Origin of the sequence: Flavobacterium sp. 245, from assembly GCF_004362055.1 — a bacterium.
Taxonomy (GTDB): domain Bacteria; phylum Bacteroidota; class Bacteroidia; order Flavobacteriales; family Flavobacteriaceae; genus Flavobacterium.
In genome coordinates this window covers 55,970-79,272 of record NZ_SNXB01000013.1, presented here as the reverse complement: position 1 = coordinate 79,272, position 23,303 = coordinate 55,970, and the positions used below count along the sequence as shown (strand labels likewise).

General features: G+C 36.3%; 14 protein-coding genes. 6 read left to right on the top strand and 8 right to left on the bottom strand.

Annotated features, from left to right (window positions below):
* Positions 1 to 53: 53 nt before the first annotated feature.
* The 5 genes from EV145_RS20025 to EV145_RS20005 all read right to left on the bottom strand — a co-directional run bounded on the left by EV145_RS20025 (position 54) and on the right by EV145_RS20005 (position 4,315).
* Complete coding sequence (locus tag EV145_RS20025) at positions 54 to 695, bottom strand: class I SAM-dependent methyltransferase (RefSeq protein ID WP_133526965.1); 642 nt, start codon at positions 693 to 695, stop codon at positions 54 to 56.
* A complete protein-coding gene (locus tag EV145_RS20020) occupies positions 670 to 1,230 on the bottom strand; it encodes a hypothetical protein (RefSeq protein ID WP_133526964.1) in 561 nt (186 codons plus the stop codon). The genes EV145_RS20025 and EV145_RS20020 overlap by 26 nt, the downstream gene beginning before the upstream one ends.
* Positions 1,231 to 1,289: 59 nt before the next feature.
* On the bottom strand, positions 1,290 to 1,883 hold the full coding sequence (locus EV145_RS20015; RefSeq protein WP_133526963.1) for a dihydrofolate reductase family protein: 594 nt from the start codon (positions 1,881 to 1,883) through the stop codon (positions 1,290 to 1,292).
* Positions 1,884 to 1,928: 45 nt separating this feature from the next.
* On the bottom strand, positions 1,929 to 3,176 hold the full coding sequence (locus EV145_RS20010) for a hypothetical protein (RefSeq protein ID WP_133526962.1): 1,248 nt from the start codon (positions 3,174 to 3,176) through the stop codon (positions 1,929 to 1,931).
* Positions 3,177 to 3,238: 62 nt separating this feature from the next.
* Positions 3,239 to 4,315: a topoisomerase II gene (locus tag EV145_RS20005; protein ID WP_133526961.1), complete on the bottom strand. Its 1,077-nt coding sequence runs from the start codon at positions 4,313 to 4,315 to the stop codon at positions 3,239 to 3,241.
* A gap of 265 nt (positions 4,316 to 4,580) precedes the next feature.
* On the opposite strand from EV145_RS20005, the gene pyrR reads away from it, so the two are divergent.
* From pyrR to EV145_RS19975, 6 genes are all read left to right on the top strand, one after another.
* Entirely contained in the window at positions 4,581 to 5,120 is a 540-nt protein-coding gene (pyrR, locus tag EV145_RS20000; protein WP_133526960.1) for a bifunctional pyr operon transcriptional regulator/uracil phosphoribosyltransferase PyrR, read from the top strand.
* A 98-nt stretch (positions 5,121 to 5,218) separates the two neighbouring features.
* Entirely contained in the window at positions 5,219 to 6,145 is a 927-nt protein-coding gene (locus tag EV145_RS19995; RefSeq protein ID WP_007805228.1) for an aspartate carbamoyltransferase catalytic subunit, read from the top strand.
* Positions 6,146 to 6,265: 120 nt separating this feature from the next.
* A complete protein-coding gene (locus EV145_RS19990) occupies positions 6,266 to 6,598 on the top strand; it encodes a ribonuclease Z (RefSeq protein ID WP_133526959.1) in 333 nt (110 codons plus the stop codon).
* A 98-nt stretch (positions 6,599 to 6,696) separates the two neighbouring features.
* Positions 6,697 to 7,602 (top strand): ribonuclease Z, encoded by a 906-nt coding sequence (locus tag EV145_RS19985; RefSeq protein ID WP_133526958.1) that lies wholly within the window; start codon positions 6,697 to 6,699, stop codon positions 7,600 to 7,602.
* Positions 7,603 to 7,759: 157 nt separating this feature from the next.
* Positions 7,760 to 8,404, top strand: coding sequence for a pyridoxamine 5'-phosphate oxidase (gene pdxH / locus EV145_RS19980; protein ID WP_133526957.1), 645 nt, complete (start codon positions 7,760 to 7,762; stop codon positions 8,402 to 8,404).
* Between the two features lie 175 nt (positions 8,405 to 8,579).
* The gene (locus tag EV145_RS19975; protein WP_166638494.1) at positions 8,580 to 9,083 is read left to right on the top strand and encodes a CAP domain-containing protein; all 504 of its coding nucleotides are present in this window, start codon (positions 8,580 to 8,582) and stop codon (positions 9,081 to 9,083) included.
* Between the two features lie 133 nt (positions 9,084 to 9,216).
* Here the strand turns inward: EV145_RS19975 and EV145_RS19970 are convergent, their stop codons facing one another.
* From EV145_RS19970 to EV145_RS19960, 3 genes are all read right to left on the bottom strand, one after another.
* On the bottom strand, positions 9,217 to 11,157 hold the full coding sequence (locus EV145_RS19970; RefSeq protein WP_133526956.1) for an OmpA family protein: 1,941 nt from the start codon (positions 11,155 to 11,157) through the stop codon (positions 9,217 to 9,219).
* A gap of 11 nt (positions 11,158 to 11,168) precedes the next feature.
* Positions 11,169 to 12,086, bottom strand: coding sequence for a type IX secretion system membrane protein PorP/SprF (locus EV145_RS19965; protein ID WP_133526955.1), 918 nt, complete (start codon positions 12,084 to 12,086; stop codon positions 11,169 to 11,171).
* A 149-nt stretch (positions 12,087 to 12,235) separates the two neighbouring features.
* Positions 12,236 to 23,254: a gliding motility-associated C-terminal domain-containing protein gene (locus EV145_RS19960; protein ID WP_133526954.1), complete on the bottom strand. Its 11,019-nt coding sequence runs from the start codon at positions 23,252 to 23,254 to the stop codon at positions 12,236 to 12,238.
* Between the last annotated feature and the right edge of the window lie 49 nt (positions 23,255 to 23,303).

Genomic DNA, 23,303 nt, shown 5'->3' with positions numbered 1-23,303 from the left:
TATAGATTGCAGGCACGGAAAAAATTTTGTGATATCGTTTATATAATGAATTCTTAAATTGATTGCTCAATTTTCTTAGCAATTATTATACTGTGAATTTCTATATCTTCCGCTTTTGGATAGTTTACGTTGAATAGTTTAATTACTTCAAAATTTTTCATTAAAAGTTGATTGGTTATATCTTCTAAAGTATGATAATAAAAATAAGTGCGATCGCCAGTGCTTCCAGAAATAAAACCGGATTCGGAAGGTTTTCCCTGAACAAAACTTAAATATAAAACGCCATTGTTATAAAGTATTTTCTCTGAATCGACTATTAATTGAGAACAATCTTCGTCAGATAAATAAGGTAAACAAAAGCCACACATAATGGCATCAAATTTTTTATTTAAGGAACTAAGTTCTCTTGTGTCCTGTACTTCAAAGTTGGCAGAAGGATTGTTTGCTCTTGCCAATTCAATCATTTTTGGAGCAATGTCAATACCTGTAATTTTTAGATTAGGATTTTTGGATAATAAATATTTTGTAATGTTTCCTGGTCCGCAGCCAATTTCAAATAGGTTTATTTGTTCTTGTTTTAGAGTGTTGCAAAAGAAGTCATAAGTCTCGTCGTACAAGCTTAAATTCATAAACTTATCTTCATAGAGATTTGCAATTTTATTCCACGTTTTAAAAGTTTCTTGGTATTTGTCCATTGGTTTTTATCTGTGGTTTTTTATTTTGACTTATCCATTGATCAAAACTTTTTGTTCGAATCCAATGTCCATTCTTTTTCTCGTATAAATCTTTTCCTCCTTGTCCGCCTAACATGCAATTGCAATCTTCTTGAAATTCAATAAGCACTTTTTTTCTATCCGCTGAAATAACAGGAAACGAAATGTGATATAAAATTCCCTGATCGCAAATGGTATCAACTGACGTGAATTCAAATGCTTTTTGCCTTTTTTGATACCACTTCAATTTGTTTGGTTGTATTTTCAAATCCTTGAAAATTTCATTTTGTTCATCAATGAATTCCAAATCTTCTTCGGTAAATTCTTTTTTATAATTCTCAGTTAACTTTATATTTCTGAATTTCCAGCAGGCCTGATAAATTGGTAAACTGTCGTCAACTATAATTTCATTTATGATCGTATAAACTTCATCTTCTGTCAAATCTGGTGTTGATTTGCAAGAACTAAGAAAGATTGTAGCTAAAATAGAAAAGATGAGAAATGTTTTTTTCTTCATAATAATTGAATGGCTTAGATTTACTTAAAATGATTAATAGCGTTATAGTTTCGGAAAATTTATTCCCCAATAGTTCCAGTCTTAACATCTCCAGCTCGTTTGTAACTCACCGCAATCACACCGCTTGGTGTAATCGTGCTTTCTGTTAAAGTAAAGCCTGACGGAGTTGAGCTATCATCAAACAATTTTTTCCCTTTGCCCAAAATTATAGGATAAACTAATAGTCCAAGTTCATCGACTAAATCATGTTGAAGTAAAAGCTGCACAAGTGTTGCGCTTCCCCAAACTTTAATGTCTCCGCCTTCTGAATTTTTGAGTTTTTTGATGTCTTCTATAGTGGAGAGGAATTCGGTATTTTGCCAATCAGAGTTATTTCTTGTGGAAGATAAAACGTATTTGGTAACTTCATTAATTCCCGGCCAGCCTTCTGCATGTTTGGGCCAATAGTCTTCAAAAATATCAAATGTTTTTCTGCCCAAAAGAATATCGGCAGGTTTCATTTGTTCCTGCATGACATTGCCATATTCTTCATCTCCAAAAGGCGCCACCCAGCCTCCATGTTCAAAACCGCCCGAAGTATCTTCTTCAGGGCCACCAGGTGCCTGCATTACGCCATCGATTGTAATCATGGTTATGACGATTAGTTTTCTCATGATGTTTGGTGTTTGTTTGTTCTCAAATTTAATGAGAAGATAGATTTATTTTATAATTTCTCTTTTTAAATGATTTGGCTGTCGTGAATACCATCTTATAGCTTGTGAACTTGCTGATTTCATAAAATAATTTAAATTTTCAAATTCGTTATTTTGAATTTCTTCTCCATCTGGAATAAAGTTTGATTTTGCATGAACAACCTTATTACGAGTTTTATATATAATTTTTGCTGCAATATTGCTTGCTGTTGTTAATTGTTGTCTATCTCCGCCATATTCTAATTTTTTAATTTTCAAATGACTAGTTATTTTTTTTTGTATTGATGTAGGAAGTTCTTCAAATAACCCAATAAAATCAAAGCATGTATTAAATGCAGCTTTAATTAAATCTTCATCATTATATCTATCGCGCATAGAATTAGCCAATTGAAAAATTGATCTAATAAAGTCTCCATCCTCGAATGAATTTTTTGGAGCATCTAATTTTTTTCTCATTAGCTCATTAGCTTCAATATTTACAGCAATTGGTGCAAAATGTTCTAGAACTTTATAAAAATTAAGAAATTTTAATTCAGAATCTTTTATCTGTACAGCAGAAACAAAAAGTTTCATTCCTTCATTAAACGGTTCTAATTCTCTAAGCGTTTGAGTTACATTTACGGACTCATCATATTCATAATAATCATCCATGGGATTATTAATTTCTGATAAATTTAAAGCAATCCCTGTGGTATCAGCAACTTCAAATATAAAAGCATTTAGTAAGTCAATTTCCTTTTCTTGTGATAAAACGTTTTCTTTATTACTATAAATAATTTCAATTGAAAAATATTGACTAAACGTACCCCAATAATCTTTATCGTATTCATCAAGTTTTGTTGCTGCTAAGCCAATAATTATTGATTCAGTTAAGATATTTATTTCAGTTCCGTTTATCGAAGTTGTTTTAATATCGCTGTATTCACTCAAAACATGTGTTTCTTCGGAATCTGTTGCAGCGACAATATAATAACTTCGTAAATTAGTTTTTATATGAGATTTGTTGATTACTTTTATCGATTTAATTTCATCTCCAAGTTTTAGAAATTCAGATGTTTCAATGGATGCGCTCTCATGCTCACCAGGAAAATCTATATGTATATAATCAATATCTTCTTCATTGCTAATTATTTCTTCTATTCTTTCTTCTGAATAAAGTAGATCATCTTCAAAATCAGTAAAATAATCAGATAATTTAATTATGTATCTGCCAATTTCGTTTATTTCAAGTAATTGTTCTTTTGTTAATTGCATTTGTATATAAATATTATTTTAAATATAGAGTTTTCAGTAAAGATGATTGAATTATTAAAAGGTTATATATTTTCTAATCGAGCTATTTGTTCATCTAAATTAACTTTGGTTTTGGGTCTGATAGATAAATAATGTTTCATTGTTTCAAAGCAATTAGCAATATTTAGTAGGTTTTCATCTGTAAACGTTACTGTAGTAATTCCGAAATTTGAAAAATATTTATTTCTTTTCATCATTTCTTTGTTCCATTTAATACTTAATTCTGAATTTACATCTTTTTGAAGCTTGTCTTTAATTTTTGAAACTGCCATATGTGTAGAGTGGGGACTAAACTCAAATCCGACCATGTCCATTGTGTGCGAATTTAAAATTGTAAAATCTAGTCGATGTTCATGGTCAACTTCTAATCCAGCATATCTTAATTCTGGAATTAAAAATGGCTCCGAAAATGGATCTTCCGAACATTTTAGATATTCTACATAATGATCAAAAATTTCTTTTTCATATTGTGAGTTAGAAACCCTTTTCAAAATACTCCTATAAAAATTTAGTAAATCATCAAGTTTATCAAATTTGTATGATCCATTATTTTCAGGATCAATTAAACCAGTTTCCATTACATGCCCCACAGTCCAATACATATAATTTGCTCTTCTAATTTCACTCACATCATTTGTCCAAATCTTTTCTCTAAATGTTGGAGCAATTATTAAACCCCAAAAGAATTTTCCTCCACCAAACCAAATTTTCCACAGACTTTCATTAGGTTTTATTCTGGTTCGTGCTAAAAGATTTCTATAAAAATTGCGTTCAAGAAAAGTTAATGTATAGTTTCTAAAAGTTTTATCTTTCATAAGATTTCTTAATGGTGAATATGATTTATCTCCAATGTAAGCTATAAATCCTTCAAGCCATTTCGCTTTAAAATCATTTGGATCACTAAATTGAGTACGGATGCTATCAACATAAGTATTATTTTTTCCCCCAATTGTACCATGTAATGAATGAACAGAACATGCTCGTCCTTTTTCTTTACTAAAATTATGCAATACTTCTGGTAGCATAGCTTCTAATTCTGAAGTCATTTCTTCATCAAGTTGTTTTAAACTTTCAATTTCTTGTTGTGAATATATACTCATGGTTTATCTGATAAATCTTAAGGATATTAATTGATTTACTTCTTTTATATTTATACAATATTTGATTTGAAAATATTCTTTTACTTAGCTAAAATATGATTTTATACTATAGTGATTATAAAAAGTAAGATTATTATGTGAAAAAATAACTTCTAAAGAAAAATGATTCATCGATTTTAATTTCAAAAAAATATTTCACCACTCAACACCCCAACAAATAAATTCTGATTTCGTATATTTGCCCAACCAAACATCACACTTAATTATGAGCCAAAAAGTATTACTTAATTCAAAAGAAGTTACTATCATACTCCATCGTTTGGCTTGTCAGTTAATCGAAAAACATCTTGATTTCTCCGATACTATTTTAGTCGGGATTCAGCCAAGAGGCGTTTTTTTAGCTGAACGTTTAAAACAAATATTAGAAGACGAATATAAAGTTCCTGAAATTTCTTTGGGATATCTTGACATCACTTTTTTTAGAGATGACTTTCGCCGTACTGATAAACCGCTTGAAGCCAATAAAACACAAATCAATTTTATAGTCGAAGACAAAAAAGTCATTTTTATCGATGACGTTTTGTTTACCGGACGAAGCATTCGTTCTGCCTTAACCGCAATTCAGTCTTTCGGGAGACCGTCAGAAATCGAATTGTTAGTGTTAATCGACAGACGTTTTAGTCGTAACCTGCCAATTCAGCCCGATTATCGCGGTCGTCAGGTAGATGCCATTAATGATGAAAAGGTAAAAGTAAGCTGGAAAGAAAATGAAGGCGAAGACGCTGTTTACCTGATAACAAATTAAAATGTTTAATCGTTAAAATCGGTTAATTGTTTAATCGATTTAAAAGTTTAGAAAATAATAGTTAAACGATTAAACAAATAAACAAATAAACAAACACAATGAAAGAATTAAGCGTAAATCATTTATTAGGAATTAAATACATCAACGAGAATGATATTAACCTAATTTTTGAAACGGCAGATCATTTTAAAGAAGTCATTAATCGACCGATTAAAAAAGTTCCTTCATTACGTGATATTACTATTGCTAACATTTTCTTCGAAAACAGTACCCGAACAAAACTTTCGTTTGAGTTAGCCCAAAAAAGATTATCGGCAGATGTGATTAGTTTTTCTGCGGCTCAGTCTTCGGTTAAAAAAGGAGAGACACTTATTGATACTGTAAACAATATCCTTTCGATGAAAGTAGATATGGTTGTAATGCGCCACTCCAATCCCGGAGCGGCTTATTTTTTATCTAAGAATGTCAAAGCAAGTATCGTAAACGCTGGCGACGGCGCGCACGAGCATCCAACGCAGGCTTTGTTAGACAGTTATTCAATCAGAGAAAAACTGGGCGATGTTGCCGGAAAAAAAGTAGTTATTGTAGGTGATATTCTGCATTCAAGAGTAGCCTTATCCAATATATATGCTTTGAAAATGCAAGGTGCGGAAGTAAAAGTATGCGGACCAAAAACGTTAATTCCGAGATATATTGAATCGCTTGGAGTTACGGTTGAACCGAATTTAAGGAAAGCTTTAGAATGGTGTGATGTTGCCAATATGCTTCGTGTACAAAACGAACGTATGGATGTGAACTTTTTCCCATCAACAAGAGAATACGCACAGCAATACGGAGTTGATAAACCGCTTTTGGATTCTCTTGGAAAAGAAATCGTAATCATGCACCCGGGACCAATCAACAGGGGAGTAGAGATTACTTCTGAAGTTGCCGATTCTGATCATTCTGTAATCCTGAATCAGGTAGAGAATGGAGTAGCAATTAGAATGGCAGTTATTTATCTTTTAGCGTCTAAAATACAGTAAATTTTAGTTTATTTTGTTTCAAGTTTCAGGTTTCAAGTCGGCAAACTGAACGTTCCAGAACTTGAAACCTGAAACTTGAAACCTGAAACAACAATTAAAAAAACTTCGTACCTTAGTAAAATGAAAGTAGATCAAAAAGGACATACCGTTACGATTAAAGATACCCAAGGAGATTTTAATTCTTTTTTGGAGAAAGTAACGCAACAATTTAAAACCTTTGAAAAGCATAATGTTATAATCGATTTGTCATCGGATGCTGATTTATCTGAAAATGATTTAAAACTATTTTTGCCGTTGGCAAAGTCGCAGAAGAAAATAAAAAAATCGTTTGTGATTGTGGCTTCAGATCTTGATTTTAATGCCATTTCAGATAAACTACTTGTCGTTCCTTCTCTTTTAGAAGCGCACGATATTATCGAAATGGAAGAAATTGAACGCGATCTAGGGTTTTAAAAATAGGTTAATCGTTTATTTGTTTAACTGTTTAATCGATTAATTTTTAGATTATAATTTTGTACGATTAAACGATTTACCAAATAAACGAATATACATTGAAGTTAACTATACTTGGCTGTTATGCCGCAACTCCCAGAACCATTACCAATCCGACTTCGCAGGTTTTAGAGATTAAAAACCGATTGTTTTTAATTGACTGCGGTGAGGGAACTCAGGTACAGCTTCGGAAGAATAAGATTAAATTCTCCAAAATAAATCACATTTTTATTTCGCATCTTCATGGCGATCATCTTTATGGATTGATTGGGACAATTTCTACTTTTTCTCTTTTAGGACGAACGACCGATTTACATATTTACGGACCAAAAGGAATTAAAGAACTTATTCTTCTTCAATTAAAACTGACAGAATCCTGGACAACTTATAATTTGTTTTTCCATGAACTGGAGTCTAAGCAAAGCGAAGTTATTTTTGAAGATAAACGTGTTATTGTAAAAACGATTCCGTTAAGACATCGTGTTTATACAAATGGTTATCTTTTTGAAGAAAAGCCAGATGAAAGAAAATTAAATGTTGAAGCGGTTCAAAAATATGATATTCACGTTGCTTATTATCAAAAAATAAAAAACGGAAGCGATATCACGCTTGATAACGGAACGGTAATCGAAAATGAGAAATTATCATTTGATCCGGCCCCAACAATGCGTTATGCTTTTTGTTCTGATACGGTTTATCACGAAGATATTATTCCGATAATAAAAAATGCAGATGTTTTGTATCATGAATCTACTTTTTTAGAATCTGAAGCCTCTTTGGCACAAAAAACTTTGCATTCAACAGCAAAAGAAGCGGCACAAATTGCATTAAAAGCAAATGTAAAACAATTGGTTTTAGGTCATTATTCTACAAGGTATGACGGAATTGACCGTTTTAAAGAAGAAGCTCAAGAAATTTTCCCGAATGTGCTTTTGGGAGATGATGGAGTTTCATTTGAGTTTTAAATTAAGATACTAAGTTACTAAGGTTCTGAGCTGCTAAGATTTTGTGTTGTTGTCACCCTGAGCGAAGTCGAAGGGCTTTTGTAATAGGAGAGGGCTTCGACTTCGCTCAGCCTGACAAACTTGAAACTTGAAACCTGAAACAAAAAAACAAAAAACTATGAACGATTTAAGCAATTATAGAAAGTCTTACGAGAAAAGTGAATTATTGGAAACCAATATTCCTGAAGATCCAATTAATCTATTCAATAGATGGTTTCACGAAGTGGAAGATTTTGGTGGAAGCGGAGAAGTAAACGCTATGACGGTTTCTACAATCGGTCTGGATGGTTTTCCGAAATCGAGAGTTGTTTTGCTGAAGAAATTCTCTGAAGAAGGATTTATATTTTATACCAATTATAATTCGGAAAAAGGAAAAGCGATTGAAGCAAACCCAAATGTTTGTCTATCATTTTTTTGGCAGGAAATGGAGCGACAGGTAATTATAAAAGGAATTGCACAAAAAACTTCTGAAAATATTTCTGACAACTATTTTGATTCAAGACCCGATGGAAGCAAGCTGGGCGCGATTGTTTCGCATCAAAGTGAAGTGATTCCGTCGAGAAGTTTTTTAGAAGAAAATTTAAAGAAATTAGAAGCTGAATTTGTAGGACAACCGATTCCTAGACCTGAAAATTGGGGTGGTTATTTAATAAGTCCGTTGCAGGTAGAATTTTGGCAAGGGAGACCTAATCGACTGCATGACAGGATCCGATATACAAGTCAATCTGATTTTTCATGGAAAATTGAGCGATTATCGTCTTAGTTGTAGGAAAATTACGGTGTAAAATAAAAATATAATGCATTTCGTCGATTAATTTTGTAGTTTAACGATAATTTGAATACGTTTGGTATAAGAAAATGAAACAATTTATTCAAATTATAAAAATTTAAAGGATTTGCCCCAACATTTACTTTAAGCATTAAACTACTGTATGATTATGAAGAAGATAATGCGCATCATGACGTTCATTGCAATACTTTTTGCAATGAACGCATGTTCTGCTGACACTGCCGAGGGAGCTGAAAACAGTACTTCAACTGAGATTCTGATTACGAACTACTCGTACAACGATTCAGAATTAGAAACCATTAAATTGATTAACGATTACCGTGTTAGTATTGGTCTAAATACCTTAGAACCAATTAATCATATTTCAGCTAAATGTGAAGAACACAACAAATATATGATCGAAAAAAATGTTGTTGATCATAACGATTTTGTAGCGCGTTCTGAAAATCTTGAAAAAGTTCTGGGTGCAAAAAAAGTAGGAGAGAATGTGGCCTACAATTATAAAACTTCTGAAGCCGCGTTAAGAGCATGGTTGGAAAGTCCAGGGCATAAAGAAAACATCGAAGGAAATTATACTCATTTTGGAATTGCAGTAACTACTGATGCCAAAACGGGCAAAAAATATTACACTAACATTTTTGTTAGAATATAAGTTTAATTAAAAACTGGTTGGTTTTTTGGTGATCGTTGCAGTTTTTTTAAGCTGTGACGATTTTTTTTTATGTAAAAAAAGCTGCCTGAAACAGACAGCTTTTTTTTCAAAACATATAACAATAAACTAATAACTAAAGTGCTGTAATAATAAATTCGCTTCGTCTGTTCATTTGATGTTCTTCTTCAGTACAAGGAACACCGTCTGAGCATTTATTGACAAGCTGTGTTTCGCCATATCCTTTTCCGGTTAAGCGATTTGCATTTATACCGTTTTTAATTAACCACTGAATAGTAGATTTTGCTCTTCTGTCAGATAAGGCTTCATTATATTGGTGCGTTGCACGGCTGTCTGTATGTGAGCGAATATCGAGTTTCATTGCTGGATAGTCGTTTAATACAGCAAGTATTTTTTCTAAATCCAATGCAGCTTCGGGTCTGATGTTTGATTTATCCAAATCGAAATAAATCATTTTGATGCCAAAGCATTTTCCTAAATCATCTCCAACAGTAACACGGCACATGCGTTTGTTTAAAGCAATCGGCAAATCGGTTTTTCCGCTTACTTTGTCGATTGTTATGCTGACTTCTTTAGTATCGTAATCTTGTTTTTCAGCACGAACATTGTATGTTTTTTTACATTCAACAGGAAGTTTGTATAAACCAGTTTCATCTGCCGTTGCAGTAGCTTTAATAACTTGATTTTCGTATAAAGTAACTTTTGTTCCAGGCAATATTTCTTTAGTTTCAATATCAGTAATAATACCACTAAGCTCTTGAATACATTTTAGTCTTCTTGTTTCTAGAAACTTATAAATATCGTCTGATCCTTCTCCACCGTCTTTATTGGAACTAAAATACCCCAATCTGCTGACTGGATCAATAAAGTAGGCAAAATCATCTTTAGGAGAATTGACATCGGCACCAAGATTCTGAATATTGCTGACAGTACCGTCGCTATCTATATCACCAACAAAAACATCTAATCCGCCTAGTCCGGGATGTCCATCTGAAGCGAAATAAATCTCGTTGTCATCCGTAACAAATGGGAATGTTTCTTTTCCTTCCGTATTAATGCTTTTTCCTAAATTCTCTGGAGTTCCATAGCTTCCGTCGCCATTTATGCTTACTTTATATATATCAGATTGGCCTACTGTTCCTGGCATATCAGATGCAAAGTACAGCGTTTTTCCGTCAGGGCTAAGTGCCGGATGTGCCGTGCTGTAGTTGTCACTTGTAAATGACAGTGGTACGATATTCGTCCATTGTCCTTTACTGTCAAGTGTAGCTTTATATAGTTTTACTAAAGTAACTTTATTGGCATCTTTTCCTTTTTTGCCGTCTACAAAATTGTTTCGTGTGAAGTATGCTGTTTTTCCATCTTTAGTAAAAACAGGAGTCGCTTCATTGAACTTGCTATTTAAAGCATTTTTAAATTTATTGACTTTACCAGCACTGTAAGTTGCAGGATCAACATCGGCATCATAAATATTTGTAAAATATTCGCCTGTCCATTTGTGTTTTCTCTGCGAAAAATTTCCAGTATCTCTGGCAGAAGCAAAATATAATTTGTTGTTGTAAACGAAAGATCCATAATCAGAATATTTGCTGTTGATTCCGGCATTTTCAATTTTATATCGGCCTGAGTTTGCTTTAATTTGATCGAGATAATTTACATCGTTTTTATAAAGTTTTGCTCTGTTGTCGTTTTTGTTTTTGGCATCAAATTCATCCAGAATTTTATTTGCTTTGGCAGTTTCTCCTATTGATTTTAAAGATTGGGCATATCGGTAATAATATTCAGGCTCTACATTAGAATTCATTGCGAACAACTCGCCATACCATTTAGCAGCACCGGTAAAATCTGAATTAAAGTAATAAGAATTACCAAGTTTCTTGAACATTTCTTCAGACTTATATCCTTTATCTGCTACTTTTTCATACGTCTTTATTGCATCAACATAAGCGTAATTATTGTATTTTTTATCACCAGAATTTAGTTTTGACTGCTGTGAATAACTGTCCAATGAAAAAACGCTTACAAATGTTAGGCAAAGGAAAATATAATTTTTCATAGTACTTATTTTTAGAAGAAACGAGGAGTTGTTATTTTACCATTTTTAGTAAAGAATTCATAACGCAGGAAAATTTCATGTGATCCTGAGTTGTAATTATTCAGGTTTGTGGTTTCACGATCGTAACCATATCCTAAATAAAGACCATCTGTGATTTGGAACCCAACCATAGCGCTTAAGGAAGCACTCCATCTATAAGCGACACCAACCATAAATCTGTCATAGAACAAAAAGTTTGCAGAAAGATCAACTTGAAGCGGCGCACCTTCAACCATTTTTGTAAGTACAGCTGGTTTGAATTTGAAGTATTGGTATTTGTCAAGATCAAATACATAACCTGCCATTAAATAGTAATTGATTTTGTCTTTGAAAATGGCAACATCATTATCATCGTAACGATTTGTTTCAATAAAATTTGGGATTGAAAAACCAATATAAGCTTTATCTGAGTGCCAATAAACTCCGGCTCCTACGTTAGGAGTAAATTTATTATCCAAATCCTGAAATTGTGGATCTCCTGCAACGTCAGGATTCAGTTTGCTCACATCCAAATTGAATATATTTGCTGTTCCCTTGATACCAAATGAAAGTTTGAAATTTGCTGAGGTCTGTACGGTGTACGAAACGTCAACAGAAATATTATTTTCATTTGTAGGACCAATTTTATCATTAACAAGTGAACCTCCAATTCCGAGATTGCTGTTGTTTATTGGTGTATTTATTGAGAAACTGCTTGTTTCAGGAGCACCATCCAAACCAACCCATTGTGTACGGTACAAACCGAAAATGCTTAAGGCTCCACGAGAACCTGCATAGGCAGGGTTTATGTTTATAGTGTTGTACATGTATTGCGTATATTGAGAATCTTGCTGCGCGTGACCTGCAATAGTTACAAACAGAATGACGAAGTAAAATAATTTTGTTCTCATAGTAGCTATTTATTATTTCAATTTTACTATTGATTATTAATGAAATCCCCTAAAAAATCCATGATATTATTCTTTCAATTCCCGGATTTTTAATGTTCTCTGCTGTATCAGGCTGCTATAGTATTTATAGCAGCCTTTGCAGCCTGGGTTTATTTTGAAAGATATAGGTATCCGTCTTTTTTGTTATACTGAATTACATTATTTCCGTCTAGAGATTTGTAAGTAACAATGTAGAAGTAGGTTCCTGTTGGCAATCCTTCCGATTTATTAACAGTAGTTCTTCCTCTCGAAGTTCCATCAAATGCATTCGTTGAATTATTATAGTCTGTCGTTTCAAAGACTAATATTCCCCAACGATTATAGATCTCGACTGTATTGCCTGGATAACAGGTCAAGTCGCCAATACCATCAATTACAAACACATCATTTATACCGTCTCCGTTTGGAGAGAAAGCATTGTGTACAAGTATGTTTTCACATGGCAGTACTTTGCAATCATCATTAACTTCCATTGAAAGCAATATTGTTCTTGGGCAACTTTGATCAGCTATTTTATACTCAAATACATAATTGCCTAGCGCAAGACCAAATGGGTTAAGAACACTTCCTTGCAATGCGTTACTACCATTTGTATCAACCCATGTACCGTTTACCGGTGTGTTTGCTGGTAATAAAGAAAGCAAATCAATAGGAGTAGAATCATCGGCACAAGCCTCACTTGCAAGGTTGGTTACATTTGGAACAACAGTTATCGTAATTGTTCTTGTTGTACACACCTGAGGATAATTTTTAAGACATATTTGATAGTCATAATTATAGGTTCCCGGAGGGGTTGTTGTTGCCACATTTACATTTCCTGAACCATCAACGCTAATTCCAGCGTTGCCATTAGTACTAGGCAGTAAAGTAAAGTTTAACAAGCTTATCAATGCTGGTGAAAGATCTATAGTATCATTACTTAAAACATTTCCAACATTTCCGTAACCATTACAATTAACACTATATGTGTCTGCCAGTGCATTAATTACAGGCGGTATATTGACAACAGTTACTGTTACTATTGCTGTGTCACAGTTTCCAAAATCAGCATTTTCACAAATTTGATAAGTCAATACATAAGTTCCGGTTGGCGTATTAGCAGCAACGTTTACAGATCCGTCAGGATTTAAGGTTAATGCTCCCGTTGGGTCAGGCGTTACAACTGTAAGTGTTATATCAGCCGGATTAAGTGCATTTCCATTTAATGTGTCGTTCGTATAAACGTTCACTACGTTTGTGCCTCCGGTATTTCCTTTTATTGGTCCTGCAGTATCATCATTAGCTACAATTGCAAATGTTGGTCTGGCAATACAATAAGGATCTGCCGGTGGATAGTTTACCACAATGGTTTGCGACGGATTAACAGATATTGTTAAAGTAGCTGTTGGTCGTAATGTTTCGAAACCATCGGCACCTTCAATCCATTGATTATTTTGGAATAACCACCCTGGCCAATCTACACCGTTACCAGCCTGATCTACCACAGCTCCTGGCCATAATACTCTACCGCTAAGTGGTAAATTGTTCATTGTAGTAACAACATTGTTATTGCTGTCGGCCCATGAAATTGTTACGCCATTTACAGGAGTGAAATTTCCAGGGGTAACTACATAATCTACATACGGAACATCGTTTACACAAATTGGTGTAGCAGTTACCGTCATTACTGGAGCTTCAATTGTAATAGTTACAATTGCAGTATCACAATTTGAAGTTTGATCGGCCTCGCAAATTTGATATACCATTGTTAGTGTACCCGCAGGTGCATTTGGCAAAATATCTACTGAACCGTCAGGATTCAATTGCAAGAATTCATTTGGTGTTACAGTTGTGATAACAACATCTGAAGCCGTTACAGGTACACCTTCAAGTGTATCATTTGTTAATACATTCAATACATTTGGTGTTGTAGTATTAACTCCAGGGAATGGCCCTCCATTGTCATCATTAGCAACAATGTCTTGGTATTCTTTACAATTAACTCCAAAGTCAATATCTAGGTGAACCAAATCTTCAGGAGTTACATTTACAATGTATCCATCGGCACTTGTAGTGGTACAAACGGTATGCATTTGTGATTTGCCCGTTTTAGATGTAGCTTTTTTATTGGTATTAGATGTTGATGAAGGCAATACTTTTACTAATCCTGTTGCTCCTAAAGCAGCAGCGACTGCGTCTAAGTTTGCATCTCTTACAAGTTTAACTTTGTATTCTCCGTAAGGATTCGCACTTTCTGGTCTGTTTCTCCAGAAACCTTGAATTCCAATAATTACTTCATCGTGATATCCGTTTGGACCATCAATTAAAATATTTGAGCTTTGCGCATTTCCAAAACCTGCAGCATTTAGCTCACCAGCATTTTGAGGTCCAACATAGCTTCCGTCTCCATTAAAGTCAATCCATTCCCATAAGCTGTAGTCGATAGCACCGTTGCTGTCTGGAATGTTTTTAGTTACAACGCCATCATTATTAGCGTCATACCACTCATCCTGCATTCCATTGCTGTTAACATCATACCAAACATAATCTCCTAAAACCGGAAGGTTTGATTTTCCATATAAGAAATTGTGAACTTGGAATTTACATTCTTCAAGTGTTGTAAAGAACAAACTTGAATCTACAGGATATAATTGATAGGCACTGTTTAAGTTAGCATCTTGAACTTGAACCAAATAACTTCCGGCCACCATTCCAGCAAAAGTATATTCACCATTGGCATTAGTGATTCGTATTAAAGTTGGACCAGGTGTTGTGCCTTGTGGTATTAATGTAACTGGTACATTCGCAATAGGAGTATTGGTGTCTACATTAATAATTTGTCCAGATATTTTAACTTTATAATTAGGTTGCGTAATTGTTACTGTAGCCGTTGCAGTACAAATCTGACCTTCACCATTTACCGGAGCAGTGGCAGTAAGAGTGTAAGTTCCAGCTGGTAAATTAGTATTTCCAACCACTTCATTATTTGCATTAGTAATTATAACTGTTGCGCCTGGACTGCTTGTCACTGCTATAGAACCATCAGTTCCATCAAGACAGCTTACGTTCGTAGGAACCCCAGATACAGATACTTTGTTTTCAACAGTAAATGTTTGAACTAATTCAGTTTTGTTTCCAGCACAGTCTGTCAAAGTGTAAGTTCTAGTTAAGATGTATGCATTTCCATCACAGCCATTTGCTCCATTGTTAGAATCACTTACAGTGATGTTCACATTTCCGCCACAATTATCAGCAGCATCAGTAATATCACTTGGGCTTCCAGCCGGAATAGCTGCAGTATTTTGTAAACCTGCTACATCTGCTGGAGCAGTTCCTGTTGGCGGTGTTGTGTCACGAACGGTTATAATTTGAGTAAATGAAGTTGTATTTCCTGAGCAATCGCTGGTTGTCCATTTACGAGTCAAAGTATATTCAGTACCACATTCGTTTTTAATATCAGTTTTAGTTTCCGCTAATACAATTGGTAAATCTCCACCACAATTATCTGAAGCTTCAATGTTAGCTGGTTCTGGAACTGCATCACATAAAACTGTAATATCAGTTGGAAGATCACCGCTAAAGATTGGAGTAGTAGTATCTTGAATGGTTATCACTTGAGTGAAAGTATCAGAAATATTGCCACAATCATCTTTTACTGTCCAAGTATTGGTGTAAGTTCCAGCATTTGAACATCCTTCAGAAGCTACAAACTGTCCGCTTACTTTTTCAATATTGGAAACATCATTATCACAAGCGTCAGTTGCTACAGGGAATAAGGCTTGCGCCGATGTCAAAGCTTGTTGATTACTGCATTCGATAGTTTTGTTTAAAGAAGCAGTTTGTGTAGTCCAAGTTGGAGCAGTTGTATCTTGAATTGTAATCACCTGAGTGAAAGTTTCAGAAGTATTTCCGCAGGCATCTTTTACTGTCCAAGTATTGGTGTAAGTTCCAGCATTTGAACATCCTTCAGAAGCTAAAAACTGTCCGCTTACTTTTTCAATATTGGAAACATCAGTATCACAAGCGTCAGTTGCTACAGGGAATAAGGCTTGCGCCGATGTCAAATCTTGTTGATTACTGCATTCGATAGTTTTGTTTAAAGAAGCAGTTTGTGTAGTCCAAGTTGGAGCAGTTGTATCTTGAATTGTAATCACCTGATTGAAAGTTTCAGAAGTATTTCCGCAGGCATCTTTTACGGTCCAAGTGTTGGTATAAGTTCCAGCATTTGAACATCCTTCAGAAGCTACAAACTGTCCGCTTACTTTTACGATATTGGAAACATCAGTATCACATAAATCTGAAGCTACAGGAAATAAGGCTTGCGCCGATGTCAAAGCTTGTTGATTACTGCATTCGATAGTTCTGTTTAAAGAAGCAATTTGTGTAGTCCAAGTTGGAGCTGTGATATCTTGTACAATAATCGTTTGGCTAACTGGCAGAGAAACATTTCCACAAGCATCTTTGGCTATCCAAGTTCTTGTTTTAGTGTATGATCCTGCACAATTGCCTTGTGTTACTGTGTCCTCATAAGTCAATGAAGAAATAGTTCCATTTAAATCGCTTGCAGTAGCTTGTGCAAATACAGGTTCTGCCGGACAATTAATAGTTGAAGTCACAGGTAGGGGATTAATAACTGGAATCACAGAATCTCCGTCAATAATTTCGAATGATTCGCTGTATTTACATCCTTTAGAGTCTGTAATTATTACGGTGTAATTTCCAGCAGCAAGATTACTTGCAGTTGCTGTAGTCTGCACCGGATTTGTATTCCAAGAATAAGTATATGGAGCTGTTCCGCCAGAAGCAACAACTGTAGCTGATCCAGTAGCAGCGCCACCACAACCTGGATTTATTTGTGATTTTGTCGCAGTTAAAGGAGCGCTTGGCTGTCCGATAGTTACTGTACAAGTTGTTTTATAACCTAATTTGTCGGTTACCGTTACGGTATGAGTTCCTGCATTTAGACCAGTTGCCTGAGCAGTAGTTTCGCCGTTATCCCATAAGTAAGTGTAATCTCCGTTTCCTCCAACTGGAGTTACAGTAGCTTTACCGTTGCTGTCTCCGTAACATTTAGCAGGATCGTTCTGAACCACACTGCAGGATAAAACATCCGGCTGTGTAATTAGTACAGTACAAGTTGTTTTACATCCTTTAGAATCCGTAACTGTTACGGTATGCGTTCCTGCATTAAGTCCAGTAGCCTGAGCAGTTATCTCGCCATTGTCCCAAGCATAAGTATAGCCTCCGTTTCCTCCAAGAGGCGTTACAGTTGCTTCTCCATTGCTTAGTCCGTTTGCTGTTACAGGTTTGTTTTGAATTACTGAACAAGTCAATGCTGACTGAGGCTGTCCGATAATTACAGTACAAGTAGTTTTGTAACCTAATTTATCAGTAACAGTAACAGTATGCGTTACTGCGTTTAGGCCAGTTGCCTGCGCAGTTGTTTCGCCATTGTCCCAAGCATAAGTATAGTCTCCGTTTCCTCCGATTGCTAAAACAGTAGCCTTACCGTTGCTGTCTCCGTAACATTTAGCAGGATCGTTTTGCACCACACTGCAGGATAGAACATCAGGCTGTGTAATTAGTACAGTACAAGTTGTTTTACATCCTTTAGAATCTGTTACGGTTACAGTATGCGTTCCTGCATTTAGGCCAGTAGCCTGAGCAGTTATCTCGCCATTGTCCCAAGCATAAGTATAGCCTCCGTTTCCTCCAATTGGCGTTACAGTTGCTTCCCCATTGCTTAGTCCGTTAGCTGTAACAGCTTTATTTTGAACTACTGAACATGTCAATGCAGACTGAGGCTGACCGATAAGTACCGTACAAGTAGTTTTATAACCTAATTTGTCAGTTACTGTTACGGTATGAGTTCCTGCGTTTAGGCCAGTCGCCTGCGCAGTTGTTTCGCCATTATCCCATAAGTAAGTGTAATCTCCGTTTCCTCCGATTGCTAAAACAGTAGCCTTACCGTTGCTGTCTCCGTAACATTTAGCTGGATCATCCTGAGTAATACTACAAGAAAGAACATTCGGCTCACTAATTGTAACAGAACAAGTTGTTTTACATCCTTTAGAGTCTGTTACGGTTACCGTATGAATGCCTGCGTTTAATCCAACCGCTTTTTGAGTTGTTTCGCCGTTGTCCCAAGCGTAAGTATAGCCTCCGTTTCCTCCAATTGGCGTAACAGTTGCTTCTCCGTTGCTTAGCCCGTTAGCTGTAACGGCTTTATTTTGAACTACTGAACATGTCAATGCAGACTGAGGCTGTCCGATAAGTACCGTACAAGTAGTTTTATAACCTAATTTGTCAGTTACTGTTACGGTATGAGTTCCTGCATTAAGTCCAGTTGCCTGAGCAGTAGTTTCGCCATTGTCCCAAGCATAAGTATAGTCTCCGTTTCCACCTACTGGCGTTACAGTAGCTGTACCGTTGCTGTCTCCGTAACATTTAGCTGGATCGTTCTGAACCACACTGCAGGATAGAACATCCGGCTGTGTAATTAATACAGTACAAGTTGTTTTGCATCCTTTAGAATCGGTTACTGTTACAGTATGCGTTCCTGCATTTAGTCCAGTTGCCTGAGCAGTTGTCTCGCCGTTATCCCAAGCATAAGTGTAGCCTCCATTTCCTCCAAGAGGCGTTACAGTTGCTTCTCCGTTGCTTAGTCCGTTTGCTGTTACAGGTTTATTTTGAATTACTGAACAGGTCAATGCTGACTGAGGCTGTCCGATAAGTACCGTACAAGTAGTTTTATAGCCTAATTTGTCAGTAACAGTAACAGTATGAGTTCCTGCGTTTAGACCAGTTGCCTGAGCAGTAGTTTCGCCATTGTCCCAAGCATAAGTATAGTCTCCGTTTCCACCTACTGGCGTTACAGTAGCTTTACCGTTGCTGTCTCCGTAACATTTAGCTGGATCGTTCTCAACCACACTGCAGGATAGAACACCTGGTTGCGTAATTAATACAGTACAAGTTGTTTTGCATCCTTTAGAATCGGTTACTGTTACAGTATGCGTTCCTGCATTTAGTCCAGTTGCCTGAGCAGTTGTCTCGCCGTTATCCCAAGCATAAGTGTAGCCTCCATTTCCTCCAAGAGGCGTTACAGTTGCTTCTCCGTTGCTTAGTCCGTTTGCTGTTACAGGTTTATTTTGAATTACTGAACAGGTCAATGCTGACTGAGGCTGTCCGATAAGTACCGTACAAGTAGTTTTATAGCCTAATTTGTCAGTTACCGTTACGTTATGAGTTCCTGCGTTTAGGCCAGTTGCCTGAGCAGTTGTTTCGCCGTTGTCCCATAAGTAAGTGTAATCTCCGTTTCCTCCAACAGGCGTTACAGTAGCTTTACCGTTGCTGTCTCCGTAACATTTAGCTGGATCGTTCTCAACCACACTGCAGGATAAAACAGCTGGCTGTGTAATTAGTACAGTACAAGTTGTTTTACATCCTTTAGAATCGGTTACGGTTACAGTATGCGTTCCTGCATTTAGTCCAGTTGCCTGAGCAGTTATCTCTCCATTATCCCAAGCATAAGTATAGCCTCCATTTCCTCCAAGAGGCGTTACAGTTGCTTCTCCATTGCTTAGTCCGTTTGCTGTAACGGGTTTATCTTGAACTACAGAACAGGTCAATGCTGACTGAGGCTGTCCGATAAGTACAGTACAAGTAGTTTTATATCCTAATTTATCAGTAACAGTAACAGTATGCGTTCCTGCGTTTAGACCAGTCGCCTGAGCAGTTGTTTCGCCATTGTCCCAAGCATAAGTATAGTCTCCGTTTCCACCTACTGGCGTTACAGTAGCTTTACCGTTGCTGTCTCCGTAACATTTAGCTGGATCGTTCTCAACCACACTGCAGGATAAAACAGCTGGCTGTGTAATTAGTACAGTACAAGTTGTTTTACATCCTTTAGAATCGGTTACGGTTACAGTATGTGTTCCTGCATTAAGGCTTAATGCTTTTTGAGTTGTTTCACCGTTATCCCAAGCGTAAGAATACCCGCCATTTCCTCCAATTGGCGTTACAGTTGCTTCTCCATTGCTTAGTCCGTTTGCTGTAACGGGTTTATCTTGAACTACTGAACAGGTCAATGCTGACTGAGGCTGTCCGATAAGTACAGTACAAGTAGTTTTATATCCTAATTTATCAGTAACAGTAACAGTATGCGTTCCCGCATTAAGACCAGTTGCTTGAGCAGTTGTTTCTCCGTTGTCCCAAGCATAAGTATAGTCTCCGTTTCCTCCAACTGGAGTTACGGTAGCTTTACCGTTGCTGTCTCCATAACATTTAGCAGGATCGTTCTCAACCACACTGCAGGATAAAACAGCTGGTTGCGTAATTAATACAGTACAAGTTGTTTTACATCCTTTAGAATCGGTTACGGTTACAGTATGTGTTCCTGCATTAAGGCTTAATGCTTTTTGAGTTGTTTCACCGTTATCCCAAGCGTAAGAATACCCGCCATTTCCTCCAATTGGCGTTACAGTTGCTTCTCCATTGCTTAGTCCGTTTGCTGTAACGGGTTTATCTTGAACTACTGAACAAGTCAATGCAGACTGAGGTTCATTAATTGTAATTTCTTCCGTATCTGTACAGCCTTTTTGATCTGTTACCTTTACGGTATAAGTTCCTGCAATTAAATTTGTGGCAGTTGCTGTAGCTTGTACTGGATTCGTATTCCAAGAATAGTAATACGTTTCTGTTCCTCCAGTCGCAGAAGCTGTGGCTGAACCAGTTGCATTTCCTTTACAGTCTACATCTGTTTTTGTATTGATCGAAGCAACTAAGGCAGCAGTTGGCTGTCCAATAGTTACTGTATCAGTTTTACTAGAACAAAAATCCGTTACCGTCAAAGTGTAAGTTCCGGCAGGAAGATTAGATACAGAAGCAGTTGTTCCTACGACAACATCGGAAGCATTTTTCCATGTATATGTTACAGTTCCAACTGAGTTGCTAACAGTTCCGGCAGTCACACTTCCTGTGCTTGTTTGGTAGCACGATGCATCGGTTTTTGAAGAAGCTCCAAGTGTTAAGGCTGCTGCTGGCTGTCCAATATTCACTGTATCAGTTTTACTAGAACATGAGTCCGTTACAGTTAAAGTATAAGTTCCAGTAGGAAGATTAGATACAGAAGCAGTTGTTCCTACGACAACATCGGAAGCATTTTTCCAAGTGTACGTTACAGTTCCAACTGAATTGCTAACAGTTCCAGCGGTCACACTTCCTGTACTTGCTCCATAACAAGAAGCATCGGTTTTCGAAGAAGTTGCAAGAGTTAAAGCGGCGGCTGGCTGTCCAATAGTCACTGTATCCGTTTTACTAGAACAAGAATCTGTCACTGTCAAAGTATAAGTTCCAGTAGGAAGATTTGATACCGAAGCAGTTGTTCCTACGACAACGTCAGAAGCATTTTTCCAAGTGTACGTTACAGTTCCGACTGAATTGGTAACAGCTCCCGCAGTCACACTTCCTGTACTTGCTCCATAGCAGGAAGCATCAGTTTTCGAAGAAGCGGCAAGTGCTAAAGCTGCCGAAGGCTGTCCGATAGTAACCGAATTAGATTGACTTGAGCAATCATCTGTTACAGTAACGGTATAAGTCCCAATAGGAAGATTAGATACAGAAGCAGTTGTTCCTACTACAGCATTAGAAGAGTTTTTCCATGAATAATTTACGGTGCCAACAGAATTAGTAACCGCACCAGCAGTTACACTTCCGGTACTAGTGTTATAACACAGAGCATCTGTTTTACTAGAAATTGCAAGTGCTAAAGCTGCTGCCGGCTGTGTTATTATGATGGTTAAAATTCCTGTAGCACAACTATTACTATCTTTTGCGCTAACTTTATAGGTTCCAGCGGTTAAACCAGATATATTTTGTGTTGTAGCAAAATCGACATCATTTTTAGTCCATTTAAAAGTGTACGGACCTTGCCCTCCAGTTGGATTATTAAGCGTAATAGCGCCAGTGTTTCCTCCAAAGCATTTTACATTTGTTTGTGATGCAATAGTAATAATTGGGCATGGAACATCGGTCATTGGAGATACAATATCCTGCGTTGCATTATTACAGAGCGCGTTTTGGAAGAAAAGCTTCGATGTGCTCACTTGTTGACTGCCACAAGTATTTGGTTTTGGAGTCAATCGATATTTTAAAGTGATCGTCTCAACATTTAAGAAATCAATATTCCAGGCAATTTCTTGTCCTGTAATTGTTGTAGTTCCTTTGGTTACAGAAACAGATCCGATGGTGAAATTAGCACCTATGGTTTCTTTCTCAAAAGGAGTTCCAGTTATTGCTTTTGCAACCCAAGATAACTGAGTGAAAATTTGATTATAAATTCCAGTTAAATCTGCACCAGATTCTGTGAAAAATGAACCGCCAGACTGAACGTCATTAAGTATAGTCTGAGCATTTGATTGTTCTGTTCCGCTAATAGCGCCAAAGAGTCCAACAGAAAAAATTTGATTACTATAATTAGTTCCTGAAACAGTAACTGTTTTAATATTATTTGCAGTAGTTATAATTGCTGGTGAGCAAGATCCGCCACAACCGTCACCATTAGTACCGGTTCTATTTGGAACTCCATCCGTTAATAAAACTACACTTCGTGCTGTAGCACAATCGAAAGTAGCGCCCTTAGCAGGATCAGGATCTAATAATATTGATCTGGCTTTTGTCAAACCATCTTGAATATTGGTGTTTCCATTTGCAGAAAGTCCATTTATTACTGATATTAAGTCCGCTTGACCGCTGCTATTTGTTAAATATCTTCTAATTGACGCAGTTGAACTGTAAGTTACAATACCCACCCTGTTTTTCCCTGTCGGGTTATTAGCAGGAAGAAACATTTTATTGATAAAATCAATAGCAGCATCCTGAGCATAGGCTAGAGGTTTCTTACCGTTTCCATCCCCCATACTTCCAGATACGTCAATAACTAAAACAACCTCTAAAGGTCTAGTAACTGGATTTGAACCCTGAATTTTTAATTCAACATCCAGCGCTCCGCAAACTCCAGGAGCAACAGTAACTGTTTTTGTTGGTGTTATTGTTTGCGCAAACCCTATGCTAGATGAAAATAAGAAAAGCAACATACAAAACGGTATGCAGGCTTTTTTTATTAAATGGATAAAGTGTAATGTTTTTTTCATTTTATAGGAATTTAAATTGAAAAACAACTAAATATTTTGCTGTGAATAT